Genomic DNA, 15,862 nt, shown 5'->3' with positions numbered 1-15,862 from the left:
TCAGGGAGCTTTCAACCCGTCCAGCAGATCAAAGAGTGGATTTGAGTCTGCGCCCAACTTCAGGCGCACGGGCAGGGTGATGACCTTGGTTCTGAAAGAGGCTGGCAGGCGCACGGCATCTTTCTCCGTCGTGACCAATTGCGCGCCTCGGGATTTAGCGTCAGCCTCAAGGCGCCCCATGAGCGCGGGCGTCAAGGGCTGATGGTCTTCCAGCGGCTCGGCATGAACAAGATTGGCCCCAAGATCCCTCAATGTGGCAAAGAATTTTTCCGGATGTCCGATGCCTGCGAAGGCCAGAACGGCCTCGTCTTTCCACATCATTCCGGTTTGCAGCGGTGCCAGTTGGCCTCGAACATGCGGCAGATCAACGGGTACCCCCTGTGTATCGAATGCGCGCTGCGCGGATGGCGACCCGATAGACAAAAGTGCATGAGCACGGGCCAGACCCGCGGCAACCGGTTCGCGCAAGGGGCCAGCCGGCAAGCACAGCCCGTTGCCAAAACCGCGTTCGGCATCGACAACCACGATGCTGATGTCCTGATGCAAAGCGGGGTTTTGGAACCCGTCGTCCAGAACCACAACCGTGGCGCCCGCCGCCTGTGCAGCCTTGCCGCCTTCGGCCCGGTCCTGCGCAACCCAAACTTCTGCAAAGGCGGCCAGCAGTAGCGGTTCGTCACCCACCTCAGCCGCCGTATGACGCGCCGGGTCCACGCGTATGGGGCCCTTCAAGGTGCCGCCGTAGCCTCGGGTGACAACATGCGGGTGATGATGGCGTGAGGTCAGATGTTCCAGCACTGCGATAACAGTAGGTGTTTTCCCTGTCCCTCCTGCATTGATGTTTCCGACACAAACGACTGGGATATCCAGCTTGAGTGGGGTGCCCTGCCGTAGCCTTCTGGCTGTGGCGCTTCCGTAAATCCAGCCCAGAGGTTTCAGGAGACGGGCAGGCCATGCGGGTTTGTCAGGCGACGTGAACCAGAATTCAGGCGTTCGCATTGGTATGCTCCGCCGGGCCGTCCAGCGTCGTGTTGACCAGATCAATCACCTTGTCGGTCAGGGCAGCCCCATGGCTGATCACATCCCACCCTGCATGTGCCATCGCGGCCGCCTGGTCCGGAGCGATCAAACGGGTCACCGCTGTGCCAAGCGTCTGTGCATCATTCACAATGCGCGCCGCGCCTGCATTTGCCAGACGCGTGTAGAACGGCAGGTATTTTCGTACGTTAGGCCCGTAAAGCACGGCAGAGCCGAGGGCCGCGGCTTCAAACGGGTTGCACCCCCCATGGCCTGACTTGAGTGAACTTCCCAAAAAGGAAACCGGCGCAAGCCGATAAAACAATCCCAGGTCCTCCTCGTCTTCAACCAGCAGGACTTGCGTGGCTTCATTTGGATCACCATCGGATGACCAATTGCAGACACGAAACCCTTCGTCATGTGCCATCTGGGACAGCTCATCCGTCAGGGCATTATCGGCAGGATGCAGGATCAGAAGCAATCTGTGCGAAAACCTCAAGGCGTGCCGATGTGCGGACAGAACGGCACGCTCTTCGTCTTTTTGAATGCGCGCGGCGAACCAGACAGGACGCCCGCCAAGGGCCTGCGTCATATCCGTCAGATCTTTGTCCTCGCAAGGCAGGGCCTGACCACCGGCTTGCAAGGGCGGCGTCAACTCGATCTGTTCCGGCCTCAGCCCCAGTGTTTCCAGGCGTCGCAATGCCGCCCCGGTCCGCGCCATGAGTGCCGTGAAACTGCTCAGTAAATCGCGCGACAGATCAGGCAACCATCGGTCCCGCTTGCTGTCAAAACCACCGATATCTGCGTCGATCAACGCCATCGGCACACCTGCTTCATGGGTCTGGTGAACCAGATTGGGTCGCAGGCCACCCCATGTCCAAATACAGATGACAGGTTCCCAGTGCGCAAGAAATGCGTCTACAGCAGCGGGATGTTCAGAGGGAATTTCATCGAAGATAATCGCGCTCTGACCCGATGAGTTGTGGCGGGCGGCATCTAAACTTTCGCGATCAGGCAACGTGATCAACACACTCAGATCAAAGCGCGCAGCACAGAGCCGATGCGCCAGATCTTCAATGGCCAGAAGGTTGTCAGGCTCTGCTGCATGAATCCAGATCAGAGCGTTTTGAGGGCGGTCGCGGATGGGGTTGAAAGACTTGCTGGATGACCTGCGGGAAAGGGCGCGATAGGCCGCCAGACCGAATGACCGGCCCATCTTGTGTCACCCCAACTCTTCGGTTGATGATGCTGCGGCCTCCTCGTCGCGCAAACGGTGCAGATGCGCGATGAAATAGCGCATGTGAGCGTTGTCCACCGTGCGCTGTGCTTCTGATTTCCAGGCGTTAAAGGCTGTCGCGTAGTCGGGAAAAATGCCGACGATATGAATGTCGTCCACGTCTTTGAATATGTTTTTCGTAGGGTCAACGAGTTCTCCCCCGAAAACGAGATGTAGCCGCTGCGTCATCAGATTGGTCCTTTTCTCAGGAAGGTTGGCGGAAGTTTGCGTATATGTGCGCCGGGGTCAAGGCGCGCCGGGGGTGGCAGGGGCCAGCGCCTCAAGCACCTTCCGGTGCAACACCGGCCCTGATGCGATCACCCCATTTACGGTGGGTTCTTGATTGTTGAACCGAAGCGGCGCCCCGGTTTTGTCTGTGCAGGTGCCGCCAGCTTCGGTGACGATGAGCACACCTGCGGCAATGTCCCATTCCCAGGTGGGACGAAAGGTCAGCATCAGATCAAACCTTGCCTCTGCAATAAGCCCCAATCGGTACGCGAGTGATGGGCGATGGGATCTGCTGAAACCGGGAAATCCGGACGGCCAATGCTCGGGGCTCACAACGGGCTTGGTGGCAAGCACTTCGGCGCTGGGCAAATCATCGGCCTGCGACACGCTTATCGCGGTGTCGTTGTGAAAAGCGCCCTGACCCAGGGCGGCGGAATAAAGTTTGTCGCGCATCGGCAGATAGACAGCTGCCGCCGTGATCTGACCGTGATGGGCAATGGCAACCGAATGGGCCCATGTGCGGGAGCCTTCGACAAAACTGCGTGTGCCGTCGATTGGGTCGATGATAAAAACCGTGTCGCGCGTCAATCGGTCCCCGTCATCCTCTGTCTCTTCGGAAAGCCATCCATAGGTTGGTCGCGCAGCACGCAAAACGCCTTCAAGCGCCGCATTGACCGCAAGATCAGCTTCGGTGACAGGACCGGCACCTTCGGGTTTGTCCCAGGATTGTGCGGCGGGTCCCACATAGCTGGTCGCAACCCGACCCGCCAGTTTGACCGCATCCTTGATGAGGGCGAGATCAGATGCCTGCAAGGGTCATTCCCGGTACAAGCAGCGATGGAACCACGCGGCTGAGATGGTGCCGCGCGTCGTTGGCAGGGACGATCTCGCGCAGCATGTTGCGCAGGTTTCCAGCGATCGTACACTCATTCACGGCATGTGTGATCTGTCCGTTTTCGACCCACAGACCTGCCGCCCCGCGCGAATAATCCCCCGTATTGGGATTGATCGTGGAGCCGATCATGGATGTCACCAGAAGCCCGGTGCCCATATCGCGGATAAGGTCAGCGCGATTGGCGTCCCCTTCGGTCAGCGTGACGTTCCAGCTTGACGGGCTCGGCGCGGAAGAGGTGCCCCGCACGGCGTTCCCCGTGGAGGGAAAACCAAGTTTGCGCCCGGTGGCCAGATCAAGCGTCCAGCCCGTGAGCACGCCATTTTCGACGATGTTGCGTGACCTTGTGGGAAGCCCCTCGGCATCAAACGGGCGGGACGCTGAAACCCGTGGCCGGTGTGGATTTTCCCCAAGTGTCAGAGCTTCGGGCAACACCTTTTCACCCAGGGCGTCACGCAGCCACGAGGCCCCCCGCGCAACTGATGCGCCATTGATGGCCGCCAAGAGGTGCCCGATCAATGATGCGGAAATGCGTTCATCAAACAGTACGGGGAATTGACCGGTAGGAGGCTTGCGGGCGTCCAATCTTGCAACCGCGCGTTCGGCAGCCCTTCGGCCAATGTCCTCAGCGCTGCGCAAATCGGCCTGAAATATCCGGCTGTCCCCATCGTGATCACGTTCCATCGCGGTCCCGGTTCCGGCAATGGCCACGCAGGACAGGCCGCGACTGGTCCGACGATACCCAGCGGAAAACCCGTTGGTCGCTGCCAGATGCACATTGCGGGCGGAGTAACCCGCCATCGCGGATTGGACCTGCGTGATTTTGCCGTTTTCCAGGGCAGCTTCTTCGGCCGCGGTGGCATCGCGCTGCAAATCCTGAGGCGTGGGTTCAGGCGTAGGATCATGCAGCTCAAGATGTGCCGCATTCATGTTCTCCGCCAATTGATCGGGTGCCGCAATTCCTGCAAAGGCGTCTTCAGGCGCTTCGCGGGCCATGGCGACTGCGCGTAGGGCCATCTCCTGAAGCGTGGCCGCCCGGGTGTCGGACGCCGATACCGTGGCACTGCGTTGGCCAATGAAGACGCGCAGGCCCAGATCAACTGCCTCAGCGCGTTCGGCCTGCTCCAGAACACCGGCGCGCACTTCGATGCTGAGGGATGCTCCTTGCAGGGCAATCGCATCTGCGGTTTCCGCGCCTGCGTCTTTCGCCGCTTGCAGCAATTGCGCGGTCAATGTTTCCGGGGTTTGGCTCATCAGGATACTCCGCGACAGCTTTTGCGTCAGGTAGCCCGTGTGCACCGGATACTGCAAGGGCGGGATGAAAATGGGGCGTCGCAAGCGCCCCAATGCGGGTCAGCCGAACAGCCGGTAACAGGCTACTGTATGCGTTGACCGTTTGCCAGAATGTGACCCTCTTCATTGATCTCAATTTTGGAGTTCAATGTATCGGGGGCATTGCCGGGAACCGCCAGCAGACCCATCATCATGCGCGCGCCCATGGCCTGTTCTTCGGGAACAAGGCCCATGGCAACAAGCGTGTCGAGGAGCTTGTTGCCGCCAACCAGCGATAAATTCACCGCACCTTCGGGCTTTGGCGGCCCGACTGGGGCGGAGTTATCAAAGGTAAACGCCCCTTCGCCGGTGAGTTCAGCACCTGCGACGGTAACTTGCAGGCGGTTGATATCCACGGAACCAATCTCTGCGGGTGTCACATTCGGATCACCAGAGACCACGGCGGCGGAGGGGTCGAGGAAGTCGAACAGCAGCCGCGCCTTGCCGGTGAGGTCAAGAACAAGCGTCGCCGGATCGCGCGGCAATTGGGCTGACGGATCAAACATGCCCCAAAGAAGATCCGACATTGAAAAGTCAGTCAGCGAAAAGCCCGCGGCAAAATCGCTCATTTCATCAGACTTTTGCAGCGGCATGGCGAGATTGAAAGCACCTTCGGCCATGTTGAACTCTACGGGGACCGGCAAATCCTGCGCCGTCATGGAGACATTGATGCCTTGTTGCGCCGCCACATATTCCAGGCCGCCAGCGCCCATGAGGATGCCGAGGGTTCCCCCAGACGAAGACATTTTAGCATTCATCGCGTCCACTCCGTTTTCGACAACCCCAATGGTTGAGGATCCGCCGGAGTAGGAGAAGGTTCCATCAACGGCCATGCCGGCTTCCAGCAGTTCGAGCATATCTCCGGCTGCAACCACGTTCAGCGGCAAGGCATTGGTGCCCGCGTAACTCAGGCCATCAAGTTGGCCCTGAATATCGGCACTTCCCGTGCCTTCCGGGTCCACAAAGGTAATATCATAGGATACTGCACTCGACTGCATGCGCTGGTCATAGCGCCGCATATCCGTGAGGGTGGTTTGCGTAGTGCCGGAAAGCCCCTGCATGACAAGGCTCATGGCGGCGTCTTCAGGGCTCAGGGTCTCTCCGCCTACCGTGACACCCGCCAAACGCATTTCAACGGATTGCGCGCCATAGACACTGGTCATATCGGTCGGTTCGCCTGAAACGGTCGCGGTCAAACCTGATTGCAGGACTTCCAGATTGACATCTATTTTCTCACCATCGGGGTTCACCGCATTGATGGCAACCGGCGATACTTCGGGGAAAATGACCGCAACGCTGCCATCGCCATTTTCCCGAAAGGTAACCGTCTCGAGCGTCATCGACATTGTACCGACTTCTTCGGAACTCGGGGCGGTGAAAACCATATCTTTGACGATCAGCGTGTTGCCAGATTGATTTTCCGTTGCCGTAACTGTGTACCCGACGCCCTTAAAATACTCCTTCCAGTCGTTCCACGTATCCTGTGCTGAAATCTCCGCAAAGGATGCCGACGATGTGGACAAAAGAAACAGGACGCTGGCAGAACAGCGCAGGTTCAAAACTGACATGGGTGAATCCTTATAAAAACTGTCGCGCGCATGGTCTGCGAAGGTCTGGCGATGGTCAAGAGGAAGCAGGGGTGGACCCTTAACGCATCGCGGATTACCACGGGGCAACAGATGGATGGGAGTATTGCAATGGATATGAATGGAAAGACGGTCCTGATCACCGGAGCAAGCCGTGGGATCGGCGCAGAAGCTGCACGGGTATTCGCAGCCGCCGGCGCAAATGTTGCCTTGTTGGCGCGTGGTCAGAGAGAGATCGCTGATCTGGCAGGTGAAATCGGCGATAAGGCCATTGCGATTCCCTGCAACGTCTCAAGCTTCCGCGAAGTTTCGGCCGCAGTGGAGACAACGGTCAACGCATTTGGCGGTTTGGACGTTCTGATCAACAACGCTGGCATAATCGAACCGATTTCACATTTGAGCGAAGCCGATACCGAGGCTTGGGGCGATGTGATCGATGTCAATCTCAAGGGCGTATTTTACGGGATGCGCGCGGCCGTACCGGTCATGAAAGCGGGCGGCGGCGGTTCTGTGCTGACCATCAGTTCCGGGGCAGCCAATGGTCCTGTCGAGGCGTGGAGCCATTATTGCGCCTCCAAAGCAGCAGTAAACATGTTGACGCGCTGCCTGGATAAGGAAGAAGCGGAGAGTGGCATTCGTGCGATCGGGCTGTCGCCGGGGACAGTTGCTACGCAAATGCAGCGCGAAATCAAATCAAGCGGCATCAACCCGGTCAGCCAATTGGATTGGGACGTTCATATTCCTGCCGATTGGCCCGCGCGCGCGTTGTTGTGGATGTGCAGCCCGGCAGCCGACACGTGGTGTGGGCAGGAGATTTCGCTGCGCGACGAAGACATCCGCCGCAAAGTGGGATTGATATGATCGACGTCTCGCAGGATGCGGGCCTTTGGACAGTTACGCTGAATCGGCCCAACAAAGCCAATGCGTTGACCGAAGAAATGCTGAGGTCACTGGTGCAAGCCATCCGAGACGCACACTCTGCACGTGCTTTGATCCTGACAGGCAAGGGGCGTATTTTCAGCGCCGGTGCTGATCTGGATGCAGTACGTGCCGGGCTTGCGACCTCCCCTTTGTGGGAAGAGCTGTCTGCGGCGATTGCCAGCCTGCCGGGGCTGACAATTGCCGCTTTGAACGGCACGCTTGCAGGTGGGGCAATGGGCATGGCGCTGGCCTGCGATATTCGTATCGCGGTGTCCGAGGCAAAATTCTTCTATCCGGTCATGAAGCTTGGGTTTTTGCCGCAACCCAGCGACCCCAAGAGAATGGCCGCTCTGATTGGGCCGTCCAGAACCAAGCTTATACTGATGGGTGGACAGAAGATCACGGCAGATGAAGCTCAGGTATTTGGTTTAGTTGATCGGATTGTGCTAAAGGATGATCTGATGTTCCACGCAAAAGAACTGGCAACCGATGCGCTTGCGGCATCACTGGGCATCGCCCATGGCATCAAGGAACTCTGTGACTAGGTTCGGGACGTTTTGCGCCGTCTACCAGGCACCTTGGACAGAAATCCTGGCGGTCTTTTGGACACCCAGGAAATGAATTTCTGCAATCGCGGATGAGCGCGCAAACTGGTTATTGTATGAAAGTCACGTGCCAGTTCTGCCTCCGTGAGGGTGGCGTGAATTTCACGGTGACAAATATGATGCAGCAATACGGTTGGACCGCCCTTTCCGCCTTTTAGTTTCGGGACAAGATGATGCAGGCTTTGTTTGACATTTGCAGGGATCGGCCGGTCACATAAAGGGCAGATCGGATCGGACATCTGGGCTTGCTCCTCATCGCACCGACGGGCATGACTCTAGCGAGCGCGCACAGGATGAAAAGAGGGATGCCGCATGGAGTTTGATCTGTCTAGCCAACCGGAAATTGTCCAGCAAGCTGCCGAATATGCCCTGCTGGCGTGGGATTTGGCAAAGTCCTGGGCATTGAGCCCGGCAGCCTGGTCCCAATTTGCCTTGCTGGTGATCGCCTATCTGTTGGCAATCATTGTCGCGCGTCGCCTTCGTGGATTATTTGCCAGGATTTTGCCCCCCGCGCCCGAAGCCGACAATATCATTGCCAGCGCGCGCCGAACAGTGCTGCTGGCATTGCCACTCTTGTTGCCCTTGATGGCGTATCTTTTTACCGCTCTCGGAGAGAGCGTCGTCAGATCGATTTTCGACAGTGGTGCGGTCATCGCATTCGGCAAGCGTGTCTTTTTGTTTCTGGCGGTGCGGACCCTGGTGCGCGAGATTATCAAGGACCCGTTCCTGAACCTTCTGGGCCGCTACGTTCTGCTGCCGGTTGCGGCACTCTATACCGTCGGGTTGCTCGATCCGCTGACAATGAAGCTGAACGAGATGACCGTGTCGCTGGGCAACATCTCTTTCACGGTGATGTCGCTGGTACGCGGGGCGATTGCCGGGGGCATTCTGTTCTGGCTCGGCGGTTGGTCCAACCGTCAGACCACGCAGTTCATCGAAAACCAGAAAGACATGCGCCCCTCGCTGCGGCAACTGACCGCCAAAGTGCTGGAGTTCGCCATATTTGCCGTAGCCTTCCTGTTGTTGTTGAACATCATGGGCATCAATCTGAGCGCCCTTGCCGTGATCGGCGGGGCCATCGGCGTAGGTCTTGGTTTCGGGTTGCAGAAGATTGCGTCGAATTTCATTTCTGGCGTCATACTGTTGATCGAAGGGCAGGCGACCGTCGGTGATTTTGTTGAACTGGATGGCGGCGAATCCGGCCAAATCGTCAAGATGACGGCGCGCGCCGCGATATTGGAGACCTTCGATGGGCGTTGGATCGTCGTTCCGAACGAGGATTTCATCACCACGCGCGTGGTCAACTATTCGGATTCAGGTTCAGCCAACCGGTACGAAGCCCCTTTTTCCGTCAGCTATGACACTGACATCAACCTCGTGCCGGGCATTATCGAAGAGGCGGTGGCAACACACCCGGATGTTCTGGACACGCCGTATCCACCGGACTGTGAGTTGCGCGGCTTTGGGGATAGCGGCATTGATTTCGCTGTGGAATTCTGGGTGAACGGCATTGACGATGGCCCTAACAAATACACATCCGACGTGCTTTTCCTGATCTGGAACGCGTTGAAAGAACACGACATTGAAATCCCTTATCCGCAGCGGGTCGTTGAGTTGAAAGGCCCGTTGCCGCAGGGGGGGGCGTGAATCACGCCCTGGTCATTGGGGGCGGACCAGCGGGTCTTATGGCAGCTGAGGAACTCGCATCAGCCGGTGTGAAAGTAACGGTGTGCGACGCCATGCCATCTATCGGACGCAAATTCCTGATGGCCGGAAAATCCGGCCTCAACCTCACCAAGGATGAAAGCTTAGAGGCCATGTTGCCGCAGTACTTCGAAGCCGCCGGGCCGTTGACGCCGATGTTGAGGGAGTTTGACGCCGCCGCCGTGAAGGACTGGGCGCGCGGATTGGGGCAGGAAATCTTTACGGGGTCAACGGGCAGGGTCTTTCCCAAAGCCATGAAAGCCTCTCCGCTCTTGCGCGCCTGGGTTCAGCGGCTCTCCGGTGCTGGTGTTGTTTTTCGCACCCGGATGCGTTGGCGGGGTTGGGAAGACGGGAGGGTGGTTTTTGACGGTCCGAACGGTCCTGAAACGATCGCCGCTGAAGTAACCGTTTTGGCGTTGGGAGGGGGTAGCTGGTCTCGTCTCGGATCGGATGGTGCCTGGCAGGAGGTACTTGTGGCACGGGGCGTCGAGATGATGCCCCTTGCGCCATCCAATGCTGGCCTCAGCCTGCTCTGGACCGATCACATGGCGCCTCATTTCGGCCAGGCGCTCAAGGCAGTACGCTGGCAAGCGGGCTCGATGTCCTCACGGGGGGAAGCGATTGTATCCGCACGTGGCTTGGAAGGCGGCGGTATTTACAGCCTCACACCTGCGATCCGCAACAATGCGCCCCTAACGGTTGACCTCGTGCCGGACAGGGCGGCTGCGGATCTGGAAAAGCAACTGTCGTCAAAGGCTGGAAATTTGCGGCTGTCAAATTGGCTGAAAAAATCCTTGCGACTGCCGCCTGTAAAAACAGGTCTTTTCTTCGAAATGGTTCAGGGGGCGACGTTAGCCCGCGCAGACTGGGTGCGGACGGTCAAGGCACTGCCTCTTCGCCATGCAGGTATCCTGCCGATGGATGAAGCGATTTCGACCGCAGGCGGCGTGGCCTTTCAGGCGCTGACGCCTGCGTTGATGTTCAAAGAAATTCCGGGCGTCTTCTGCGCGGGCGAAATGCTGAATTGGGAAGCGCCGACAGGTGGCTACCTGATCACCGGATGCCTTGCCACGGGGCGATGGGCCGGGAAAGAAGCCGCGCGTTACATCGCCGAGGTTGCTTGAAACGCCGCACGGTCCCGCAGTGATTTTCCGTATGCAAAAAGCTTGTCATCTGTGCGCGGGAACTTAGCACCGATTGCCCAGTTAAGACAATGGCAGGCCAGAATATCCGGTATGGTGAGGTGATCGCCCATCAGAAATGGCCCCTCCAACCGTTCTGACAATTGTGCAGCGGAGCGTTCGAACTCGAACTTCAGTGTATCCTTCACGGCAGGCACACGATGTTCTTCCGGCAAGACGAAACTGTGTTTAGCCGCAGACCAGAGAATTGCGTCAAATTCGTCAATCAGCCACAACGTCATGGCATCCTGCTTTGCACGTTCGACGGTTCCGGCGGATGCGGTCAGCGCGCCATGTTTATCGCCAAGATATGTCATGATGGCCACGGAATCGGTCAAAACCGCATCGCCGTCAACAAGCGCCGGGATTTTTCCAGAGGGGTTGTACTGTCTTGCATCCTCTGAACGAGGGGCCGCCGCGATATGTTCAAAAGGGACGCCAATTTCATTCAGCATCCAGATCACACGAAAGGCGCGCGACTTTGTCGCTCCGATTACCTGATACATTTGCTACCTCGAATTTGCGACTTTCACAGCAGAGTGGCACGTGACACCAGGGCACGCAACTCCTGTCAAAAACTGTCAGTAGGTACGACCATAACTCTGTCATACCCTGCAAGAAAAGGAGCATCGATATGTCTACATCCGGAGCGTGCCTCTGCGGCGCGGTAAGTTACACACTGACTGACAAACCGAAAGAAACCGGGGCCTGTCATTGCAGCATGTGCCGCAAGTGGAGCGGCGGGATATTCCTTGGGATTGAGGTGCCCTCGGAGGCAGTCAGTTTCGATGGCGCGGAGAACCTGACCAGCTACACGTCTTCTCCCTGGGCGGAGCGGGCATTTTGTAAAACCTGTGGCAGCAGCATCTACTATCGCGTCACGGCACCGGGGCCGCACCAAGGCACCTATCACTTCGGCTATGGGACGCTTGACGGGGCCACAGACGTACCGTTGACCGGTGAGTTGTTCATCGACAACAAGCCTGATGGGTATAGTTTCAGCGAAAAAACCCATCAAATGACCACCGAAGAGGTGATGGAGATGTTCGCACCGAAAGACTAGCGGCCACCCAACATTGCCAGGCGAATAAAGGCGCGTTCGACCAATGCCATGCCCGGCGCATGTTGCCCTGCTGATCTGAGTTGCAGATCGGTATCGGTCAGCAGGGTTATCGCTGTCTCCAGTTTCGCCGGGCCCCACTTGCGTGACTGGGCCAGCATCCGGTCCCGGTTGGGTCCGAAGATTGTCGGTCGCCCGGAGGTATCCGATGCTGCCCGGTGCAACGCCCGGAAGTGACGCATGGCACCAATGCAAAGCCCAACCGGCGTTGCCCCCTGCGCTGCCAGCTTCTGCATGACCGGACCGATGTCGCGCGCGCGCGCTTCTGCAACGACCATCAGCACATCATCTACATCGGCCTCGGTCGATGTGGGCGCGCAGGCCGCAATGTCTGCTAGGGAAACGGGTTCTGAGTCGCCAATTTTGTAGAGCGCCAGCTTCTCGACAGTCTGGCGAAAGTCACCGGGGTCAATCGCCTGGGCGAGATCGTTCAAGGCCCCAATTGCATCACCGGGAATGTCACCAAGCCCGGCGTCGCGCAACGCCGTTTCAATCTCTTCGCGCGTGGGGGGATTGTCGTAGATGGCCGCAGCATAGGCCTGCGAATGTGCCTCGAATGCCTTGCGCAGTTTTGACGTGGGTTTGAGGGCACCAGCGGTCACCACAATCTGTGCATCACCGGGTTGCCAATCCTCCAGAGCTGTCAGGATCGCCGCCGCGCAGTTTTCATTCGCTTCTTCCACAAAGACGGCGCGGGGCCCGGGGAAAAACCCGATGGCCTTCAGCGCGTCCAGCAGTGTGGCCGGGTCTTTGCGCACATCGCCACCGGTCAATCGCGTCAGCCGCATTTCCTCTTCAGCGCCATCACCAAGCAATGCGCCCAGCACTTGCTGCCTTTTCAGGGCAACACGCATGGCATCACTCCCAAAAATCAAAAGACCGGCTTTGGTGGCATCCGGTTTGGCGAAATAGGCATTTGCGTCTCTTGTCGAGAGCTTCATGGCACGTCGGTAGATAAAACGCGGGTTGTGATCTGATCCGCCAACAAGACCATAAGGCGCTTTTGCGCATCTCTCTCCGCGGCAAGGGTGGCGACGGTTGTGCCCGCCGCGGAATATCCGGTGAAGTTGTCCACCGAACCCGACGCGACAACGCCTCCGGACTTGGCATTGATCAGCGAAAAATCCGCATACCCTAAAATGTTGTAGCGCGTGATGCTGCCTTCGGTATCAACTGCGAGGTTTTCCTGCCTTGTGCGGACCGCCACGTCAAGTTTGTAACTGGGGTCGCCAGATCGCCCCAAACGTTCCTCGATCCGCCGGGTCAACAGGTAGCCGTTCAATGTGTCAGGTTCGGATACTTCAACCTGGTTTTGAAGCTTGGTGCCGGTACCGCCGGTTCCATAGACGGGGGCAAACCCACAGGCCGCCAGAGCCAGAGAGGCCAAGAGAATAGATATACGTCTAAACAACGACATTAACGATCCGTCCGGGTACGACGATGATTTTCTTAGGGGTTGCACCGTCCAGGGTTCGCTGCACAGCCTGATCCGCGATGGCTGCTTTTTCAACCTCTTCTTTTGGCATGTCGGCCGGTACGGTGATTTCCGCGCGTCTTTTGCCGTTCACCTGAATGGGCAGGGTCACTGTGTCAGAGACAAGCATGGCTTCATCTGCCACCGGCCAGGTGGTGGTTGTCACAAGACCTTTGCCGCCCTGATGTGCCCAGATGTCTTCGGCCAGATGCGGGGTCATCGGTGACATCAACTGTGCCAGCGTCATGATGGCTTCGCGTTGTGCTGAATGGCCTGCTTTGGATTTCTGTAATGTCGCGGTGAAGGCATAGAGCTTGGCAATTGCGGCATTAAATCCGAAACTCTCAATGCCCATGGTCACATTATGGATGCAGGCATGCATGGCGCGCAACAGCGCATCGTCACCCTGCCCGGCGGTATCCCGTTCCATTTTGCCAATGCGGTCGCAGAGATTCCAGACGCGTGTCAGATGTTTGAATGCGGCCTCGGCCCCAGAGGCGGTCCATTCCACGTCACGTTCCGGCGGGCTGTCGGACAGCACAAACCACCGCGCCGTATCTGCGCCATAGGCGGAAATGATGTTGATCGGGTCCACTACGTTCTTCTTGGATTTGGACATCTTGGCCGACGGGATGATCTCGACTTCGGTCCCGTCGCTGAGTTTCCCCTCGGTGACATCTTCGGGCAGGTGATAGACAGGGCGGCCTTTTGCATCGCGGGTCTGGTAAATTTCATGCGTCACCATCCCTTGAGTAAAGAGCGCATCAAAGGGTTCATTGGCTGACTTCGGCAAATGCCCGGTTATCTGCATCGCCCGTGCAAAGAACCGTGAGTAAAGCAGGTGCAGAATCGCATGCTCAATACCGCCGATATATTGGTCAACGTTCATCCAATAGGCGGCATCTTCCTTGATGGTCGGTGTTTTGGCATCTGGCGCGGTGAAGCGGGCAAAATACCACGAACTGTCAACGAATGTGTCCATCGTGTCGGTTTCACGTTTCGCCGGTTTGCCACAGGACGGGCAGTTTGTGTCACGCCATGTCGGGTGGCGGTCAAGCGGATTGCCAGGCACGTCGAAACTGACATCATAGGGCAGTTCGATGGGCAGGTTTTCTTTCTTCTCCGGTACGACGCCGCAATCGGCGCAATGCACGACCGGGATCGGACAGCCCCAGTAACGTTGCCGCGAAAGACCCCAGTCGCGCAGGCGGTACTGGGTTTGACCTTTGCCGAGATCATGCGTCTCGAAATAGTCTATTGTGGCGTTGATCCCGTCCTGGCTGGTCGTCTCCGCGATACCTGCGAAGTGATCAATGAACACGACCTTTTCGGTTTTGGCTGGCACCAGTGCAACGTCTTCAACTTCTGTCTCGTCGCCGGGCATGTAAAAGGCGTTTCGCACATCGAGACCATATTTGCGGGCGAAATCCAGGTCGCGCTGATCATGGGCGGGACAGCCAAATACTGCGCCCGTGCCGTAATCCATCAGGACGAAGTTGCCGATCCAGACCGGTAATTCGACGCCCTCATAGACAGGGTGTTTGACCCGCAGTCCGGTATCGATGCCCTTCTTTTCGGCCTTTTCCATCGCCGCTTCGGTGGTGCCCATCTTGCGGCATTCCTCGATGAAGGAGGCCAACTCGGGGTTGTCAGTTTCAAGCGCTTTCGACACTGGATGGTCAGGGGAGACAGCGATAAAGGAGGCGCCGCGCATGGTGTCGGGGCGGGTGGAGTAACACAGGATGGTGCCTTTGCCATCCGTGCGCTCAAAGGGGATATCGATCCCGCGCGACTCGCCAATCCAGTTTTCCTGCATCAGGCGGACCTTGGCGGGCCAGTTTTCCAGACCGTCGAGCGCGGATTTCAACTCGCCGGCCATATCGCTGATCTTGAAAAACCACTGGGTCAGTTCGCGGCGCTCGACATCCGCGCCGGAGCGCCAGCCTTTGCCGTCAATCACTTGCTCATTGGCCAGCACGGTCATATCGACCGGATCCCAATTCACCTGTGCGTTCTTGCGGTAGACCAGCCCGGCCTCCAGAAAATCCAGAAATAATGCCTGCTGCTGGCCGTAGTACTCTGGATCGCAGGTGGCGAATTCGCGCGACCAGTCGATGGAGAGGCCCAGAGGCTTCATCTGATCCCGCATGTCGGCGATATTGCCGTAGGTCCAGTCTTTCGGGTGACCACCGATCGCCATGGCGGCGTTTTCGGCTGGCATTCCGAATGCATCCCAGCCCATGGGGTGCAGCACATTGTGACCTGTTGCCAATTTGTAACGCGCGATCACATCACCCATGGTGTAATTGCGCACGTGACCCATATGGATGCGCCCGGATGGGTAGGGAAACATCTCCAGCACATAGTATTTCGGCTTGTCTGCGGACCGGACAGCCTTGAAGATTTCATCCCTGTTCCAGACCTCTTGCCAGCGGGCTTCTATCTCTGCGGGTGTGTAACGCGTCATTTATGCGTCCTTCTTAACGTAGGAGCGCCGGGAGCCGTTTCATTCACGGGGCCCGGCGCTGA

General features: G+C 57.9%; 16 protein-coding genes. 5 read left to right on the top strand and 11 right to left on the bottom strand.

Translation table 11 applies throughout. The features are described 5' to 3' along the window. The 6 genes from lpxK to ACOTTU_RS08540 all read right to left on the bottom strand — a co-directional run bounded on the left by lpxK (position 1) and on the right by ACOTTU_RS08540 (position 6,310). Positions 1 to 996 carry a tetraacyldisaccharide 4'-kinase gene (lpxK, locus tag ACOTTU_RS08565; protein ID WP_425657337.1) on the bottom strand — a complete coding sequence of 332 codons (996 nt, stop codon included), beginning with the start codon at positions 994 to 996 and terminating at the stop codon, positions 1 to 3. Beyond that, positions 983 to 2,230 carry a 3-deoxy-D-manno-octulosonic acid transferase gene (locus ACOTTU_RS08560; protein ID WP_425657335.1) on the bottom strand — a complete coding sequence of 416 codons (1,248 nt, stop codon included), beginning with the start codon at positions 2,228 to 2,230 and terminating at the stop codon, positions 983 to 985. Before ACOTTU_RS08560 ends, lpxK begins: the two co-directional genes overlap by 14 nt. 6 nt (positions 2,231 to 2,236) lie before the next feature. Beyond that, positions 2,237 to 2,479, bottom strand: coding sequence for a DUF4170 domain-containing protein (locus ACOTTU_RS08555; protein ID WP_298915693.1), 243 nt, complete (start codon positions 2,477 to 2,479; stop codon positions 2,237 to 2,239). Positions 2,480 to 2,536: 57 nt separating this feature from the next. Then, complete coding sequence (locus ACOTTU_RS08550; protein ID WP_425657333.1) at positions 2,537 to 3,331, bottom strand: 3'(2'),5'-bisphosphate nucleotidase CysQ; 795 nt, start codon at positions 3,329 to 3,331, stop codon at positions 2,537 to 2,539. Further along, on the bottom strand, positions 3,318 to 4,664 hold the full coding sequence (locus ACOTTU_RS08545; RefSeq protein WP_425657331.1) for a TldD/PmbA family protein: 1,347 nt from the start codon (positions 4,662 to 4,664) through the stop codon (positions 3,318 to 3,320). The genes ACOTTU_RS08550 and ACOTTU_RS08545 overlap by 14 nt, the downstream gene beginning before the upstream one ends. 122 nt (positions 4,665 to 4,786) lie before the next feature. Beyond that, the gene (locus ACOTTU_RS08540) at positions 4,787 to 6,310 is read right to left on the bottom strand and encodes a DUF2125 domain-containing protein (protein ID WP_425657329.1); all 1,524 of its coding nucleotides are present in this window, start codon (positions 6,308 to 6,310) and stop codon (positions 4,787 to 4,789) included. 129 nt (positions 6,311 to 6,439) lie between these two features. On the opposite strand from ACOTTU_RS08540, the gene ACOTTU_RS08535 reads away from it, so the two are divergent. Beyond that, positions 6,440 to 7,189, top strand: coding sequence for an SDR family oxidoreductase (locus tag ACOTTU_RS08535; RefSeq protein WP_425657327.1), 750 nt, complete (start codon positions 6,440 to 6,442; stop codon positions 7,187 to 7,189). Beyond that, the gene (locus tag ACOTTU_RS08530; protein WP_425657325.1) at positions 7,186 to 7,794 is read left to right on the top strand and encodes an enoyl-CoA hydratase/isomerase family protein; all 609 of its coding nucleotides are present in this window, start codon (positions 7,186 to 7,188) and stop codon (positions 7,792 to 7,794) included. Before ACOTTU_RS08535 ends, ACOTTU_RS08530 begins: the two co-directional genes overlap by 4 nt. Here ACOTTU_RS08530 and ACOTTU_RS08525 read toward each other — a convergent pair. Then, a complete protein-coding gene (locus ACOTTU_RS08525; RefSeq protein ID WP_298915675.1) occupies positions 7,791 to 8,093 on the bottom strand; it encodes an HNH endonuclease in 303 nt (100 codons plus the stop codon). The two genes, ACOTTU_RS08530 and ACOTTU_RS08525, sit on opposite strands and share 4 nt — an antisense overlap. Before the next feature lie 73 nt (positions 8,094 to 8,166). Here ACOTTU_RS08525 and ACOTTU_RS08520 point away from each other — a divergent pair, with 73 nt between their 5' ends. Next, positions 8,167 to 9,501, top strand: coding sequence for a mechanosensitive ion channel family protein (locus tag ACOTTU_RS08520; RefSeq protein WP_425657323.1), 1,335 nt, complete (start codon positions 8,167 to 8,169; stop codon positions 9,499 to 9,501). Next, positions 9,498 to 10,682, top strand: coding sequence for a TIGR03862 family flavoprotein (locus ACOTTU_RS08515; protein WP_425657321.1), 1,185 nt, complete (start codon positions 9,498 to 9,500; stop codon positions 10,680 to 10,682). The genes ACOTTU_RS08520 and ACOTTU_RS08515 overlap by 4 nt, the downstream gene beginning before the upstream one ends. Here the strand turns inward: ACOTTU_RS08515 and ACOTTU_RS08510 are convergent. Continuing rightward, positions 10,661 to 11,245 carry a glutathione S-transferase family protein gene (locus ACOTTU_RS08510; RefSeq protein ID WP_425657319.1) on the bottom strand — a complete coding sequence of 195 codons (585 nt, stop codon included), beginning with the start codon at positions 11,243 to 11,245 and terminating at the stop codon, positions 10,661 to 10,663. The two genes, ACOTTU_RS08515 and ACOTTU_RS08510, sit on opposite strands and share 22 nt — an antisense overlap. A 128-nt stretch (positions 11,246 to 11,373) precedes the next feature. Here ACOTTU_RS08510 and ACOTTU_RS08505 point away from each other — a divergent pair, with 128 nt between their 5' ends. Continuing rightward, positions 11,374 to 11,802: a GFA family protein gene (locus tag ACOTTU_RS08505; protein ID WP_298915661.1), complete on the top strand. Its 429-nt coding sequence runs from the start codon at positions 11,374 to 11,376 to the stop codon at positions 11,800 to 11,802. On the opposite strand, the gene holA is transcribed toward ACOTTU_RS08505, so the two are convergent. The 3 genes from holA to leuS are packed head-to-tail and all read right to left on the bottom strand — an operon-like array spanning position 11,799 to position 15,800. Next, positions 11,799 to 12,800 carry a DNA polymerase III subunit delta gene (gene holA / locus ACOTTU_RS08500; RefSeq protein WP_425657317.1) on the bottom strand — a complete coding sequence of 334 codons (1,002 nt, stop codon included), beginning with the start codon at positions 12,798 to 12,800 and terminating at the stop codon, positions 11,799 to 11,801. The two genes, ACOTTU_RS08505 and holA, sit on opposite strands and share 4 nt — an antisense overlap. Then, the gene (gene lptE, locus ACOTTU_RS08495) at positions 12,797 to 13,276 is read right to left on the bottom strand and encodes an LPS assembly lipoprotein LptE (RefSeq protein ID WP_425657316.1); all 480 of its coding nucleotides are present in this window, start codon (positions 13,274 to 13,276) and stop codon (positions 12,797 to 12,799) included. Before lptE ends, holA begins: the two co-directional genes overlap by 4 nt. Further along, a complete protein-coding gene (gene leuS, locus ACOTTU_RS08490; protein WP_425657314.1) occupies positions 13,263 to 15,800 on the bottom strand; it encodes a leucine--tRNA ligase in 2,538 nt (845 codons plus the stop codon). The genes lptE and leuS overlap by 14 nt, the downstream gene beginning before the upstream one ends. Positions 15,801 to 15,862 lie beyond the last annotated feature (62 nt).

Origin of the sequence: Roseobacter sp. EG26, from assembly GCF_049830555.1 — a bacterium.
Lineage (GTDB): Bacteria > Pseudomonadota > Alphaproteobacteria > Rhodobacterales > Rhodobacteraceae > Roseobacter.
Note: the sequence above shows the minus strand (reverse complement) of the source record. Positions and strands in the feature narration are given on the sequence as shown.

Coding starts and splice junctions, on each gene's coding strand:
- ACOTTU_RS08535 (WP_425657327.1), top strand. CDS start 6,440: ATGGATATGAATGGAAAGACGGTCCTGATCACCGGAGCAAGCCGTGGG.
- ACOTTU_RS08555 (WP_298915693.1), bottom strand. CDS start 2,479: ATGACGCAGCGGCTACATCTCGTTTTCGGGGGAGAACTCGTTGACCCT.
- ACOTTU_RS08540 (WP_425657329.1), bottom strand. CDS start 6,310: ATGTCAGTTTTGAACCTGCGCTGTTCTGCCAGCGTCCTGTTTCTTTTG.
- lpxK (WP_425657337.1), bottom strand. CDS start 996: ATGCGAACGCCTGAATTCTGGTTCACGTCGCCTGACAAACCCGCATGG.
- ACOTTU_RS08520 (WP_425657323.1), top strand. CDS start 8,167: ATGGAGTTTGATCTGTCTAGCCAACCGGAAATTGTCCAGCAAGCTGCC.
- ACOTTU_RS08545 (WP_425657331.1), bottom strand. CDS start 4,664: ATGAGCCAAACCCCGGAAACATTGACCGCGCAATTGCTGCAAGCGGCG.
- holA (WP_425657317.1), bottom strand. CDS start 12,800: ATGAAGCTCTCGACAAGAGACGCAAATGCCTATTTCGCCAAACCGGAT.
- leuS (WP_425657314.1), bottom strand. CDS start 15,800: ATGACGCGTTACACACCCGCAGAGATAGAAGCCCGCTGGCAAGAGGTC.
- ACOTTU_RS08560 (WP_425657335.1), bottom strand. CDS start 2,230: ATGGGCCGGTCATTCGGTCTGGCGGCCTATCGCGCCCTTTCCCGCAGG.
- ACOTTU_RS08525 (WP_298915675.1), bottom strand. CDS start 8,093: ATGTCCGATCCGATCTGCCCTTTATGTGACCGGCCGATCCCTGCAAAT.
- ACOTTU_RS08505 (WP_298915661.1), top strand. CDS start 11,374: ATGTCTACATCCGGAGCGTGCCTCTGCGGCGCGGTAAGTTACACACTG.
- ACOTTU_RS08510 (WP_425657319.1), bottom strand. CDS start 11,245: ATGTATCAGGTAATCGGAGCGACAAAGTCGCGCGCCTTTCGTGTGATC.
- ACOTTU_RS08530 (WP_425657325.1), top strand. CDS start 7,186: ATGATCGACGTCTCGCAGGATGCGGGCCTTTGGACAGTTACGCTGAAT.
- lptE (WP_425657316.1), bottom strand. CDS start 13,276: ATGTCGTTGTTTAGACGTATATCTATTCTCTTGGCCTCTCTGGCTCTG.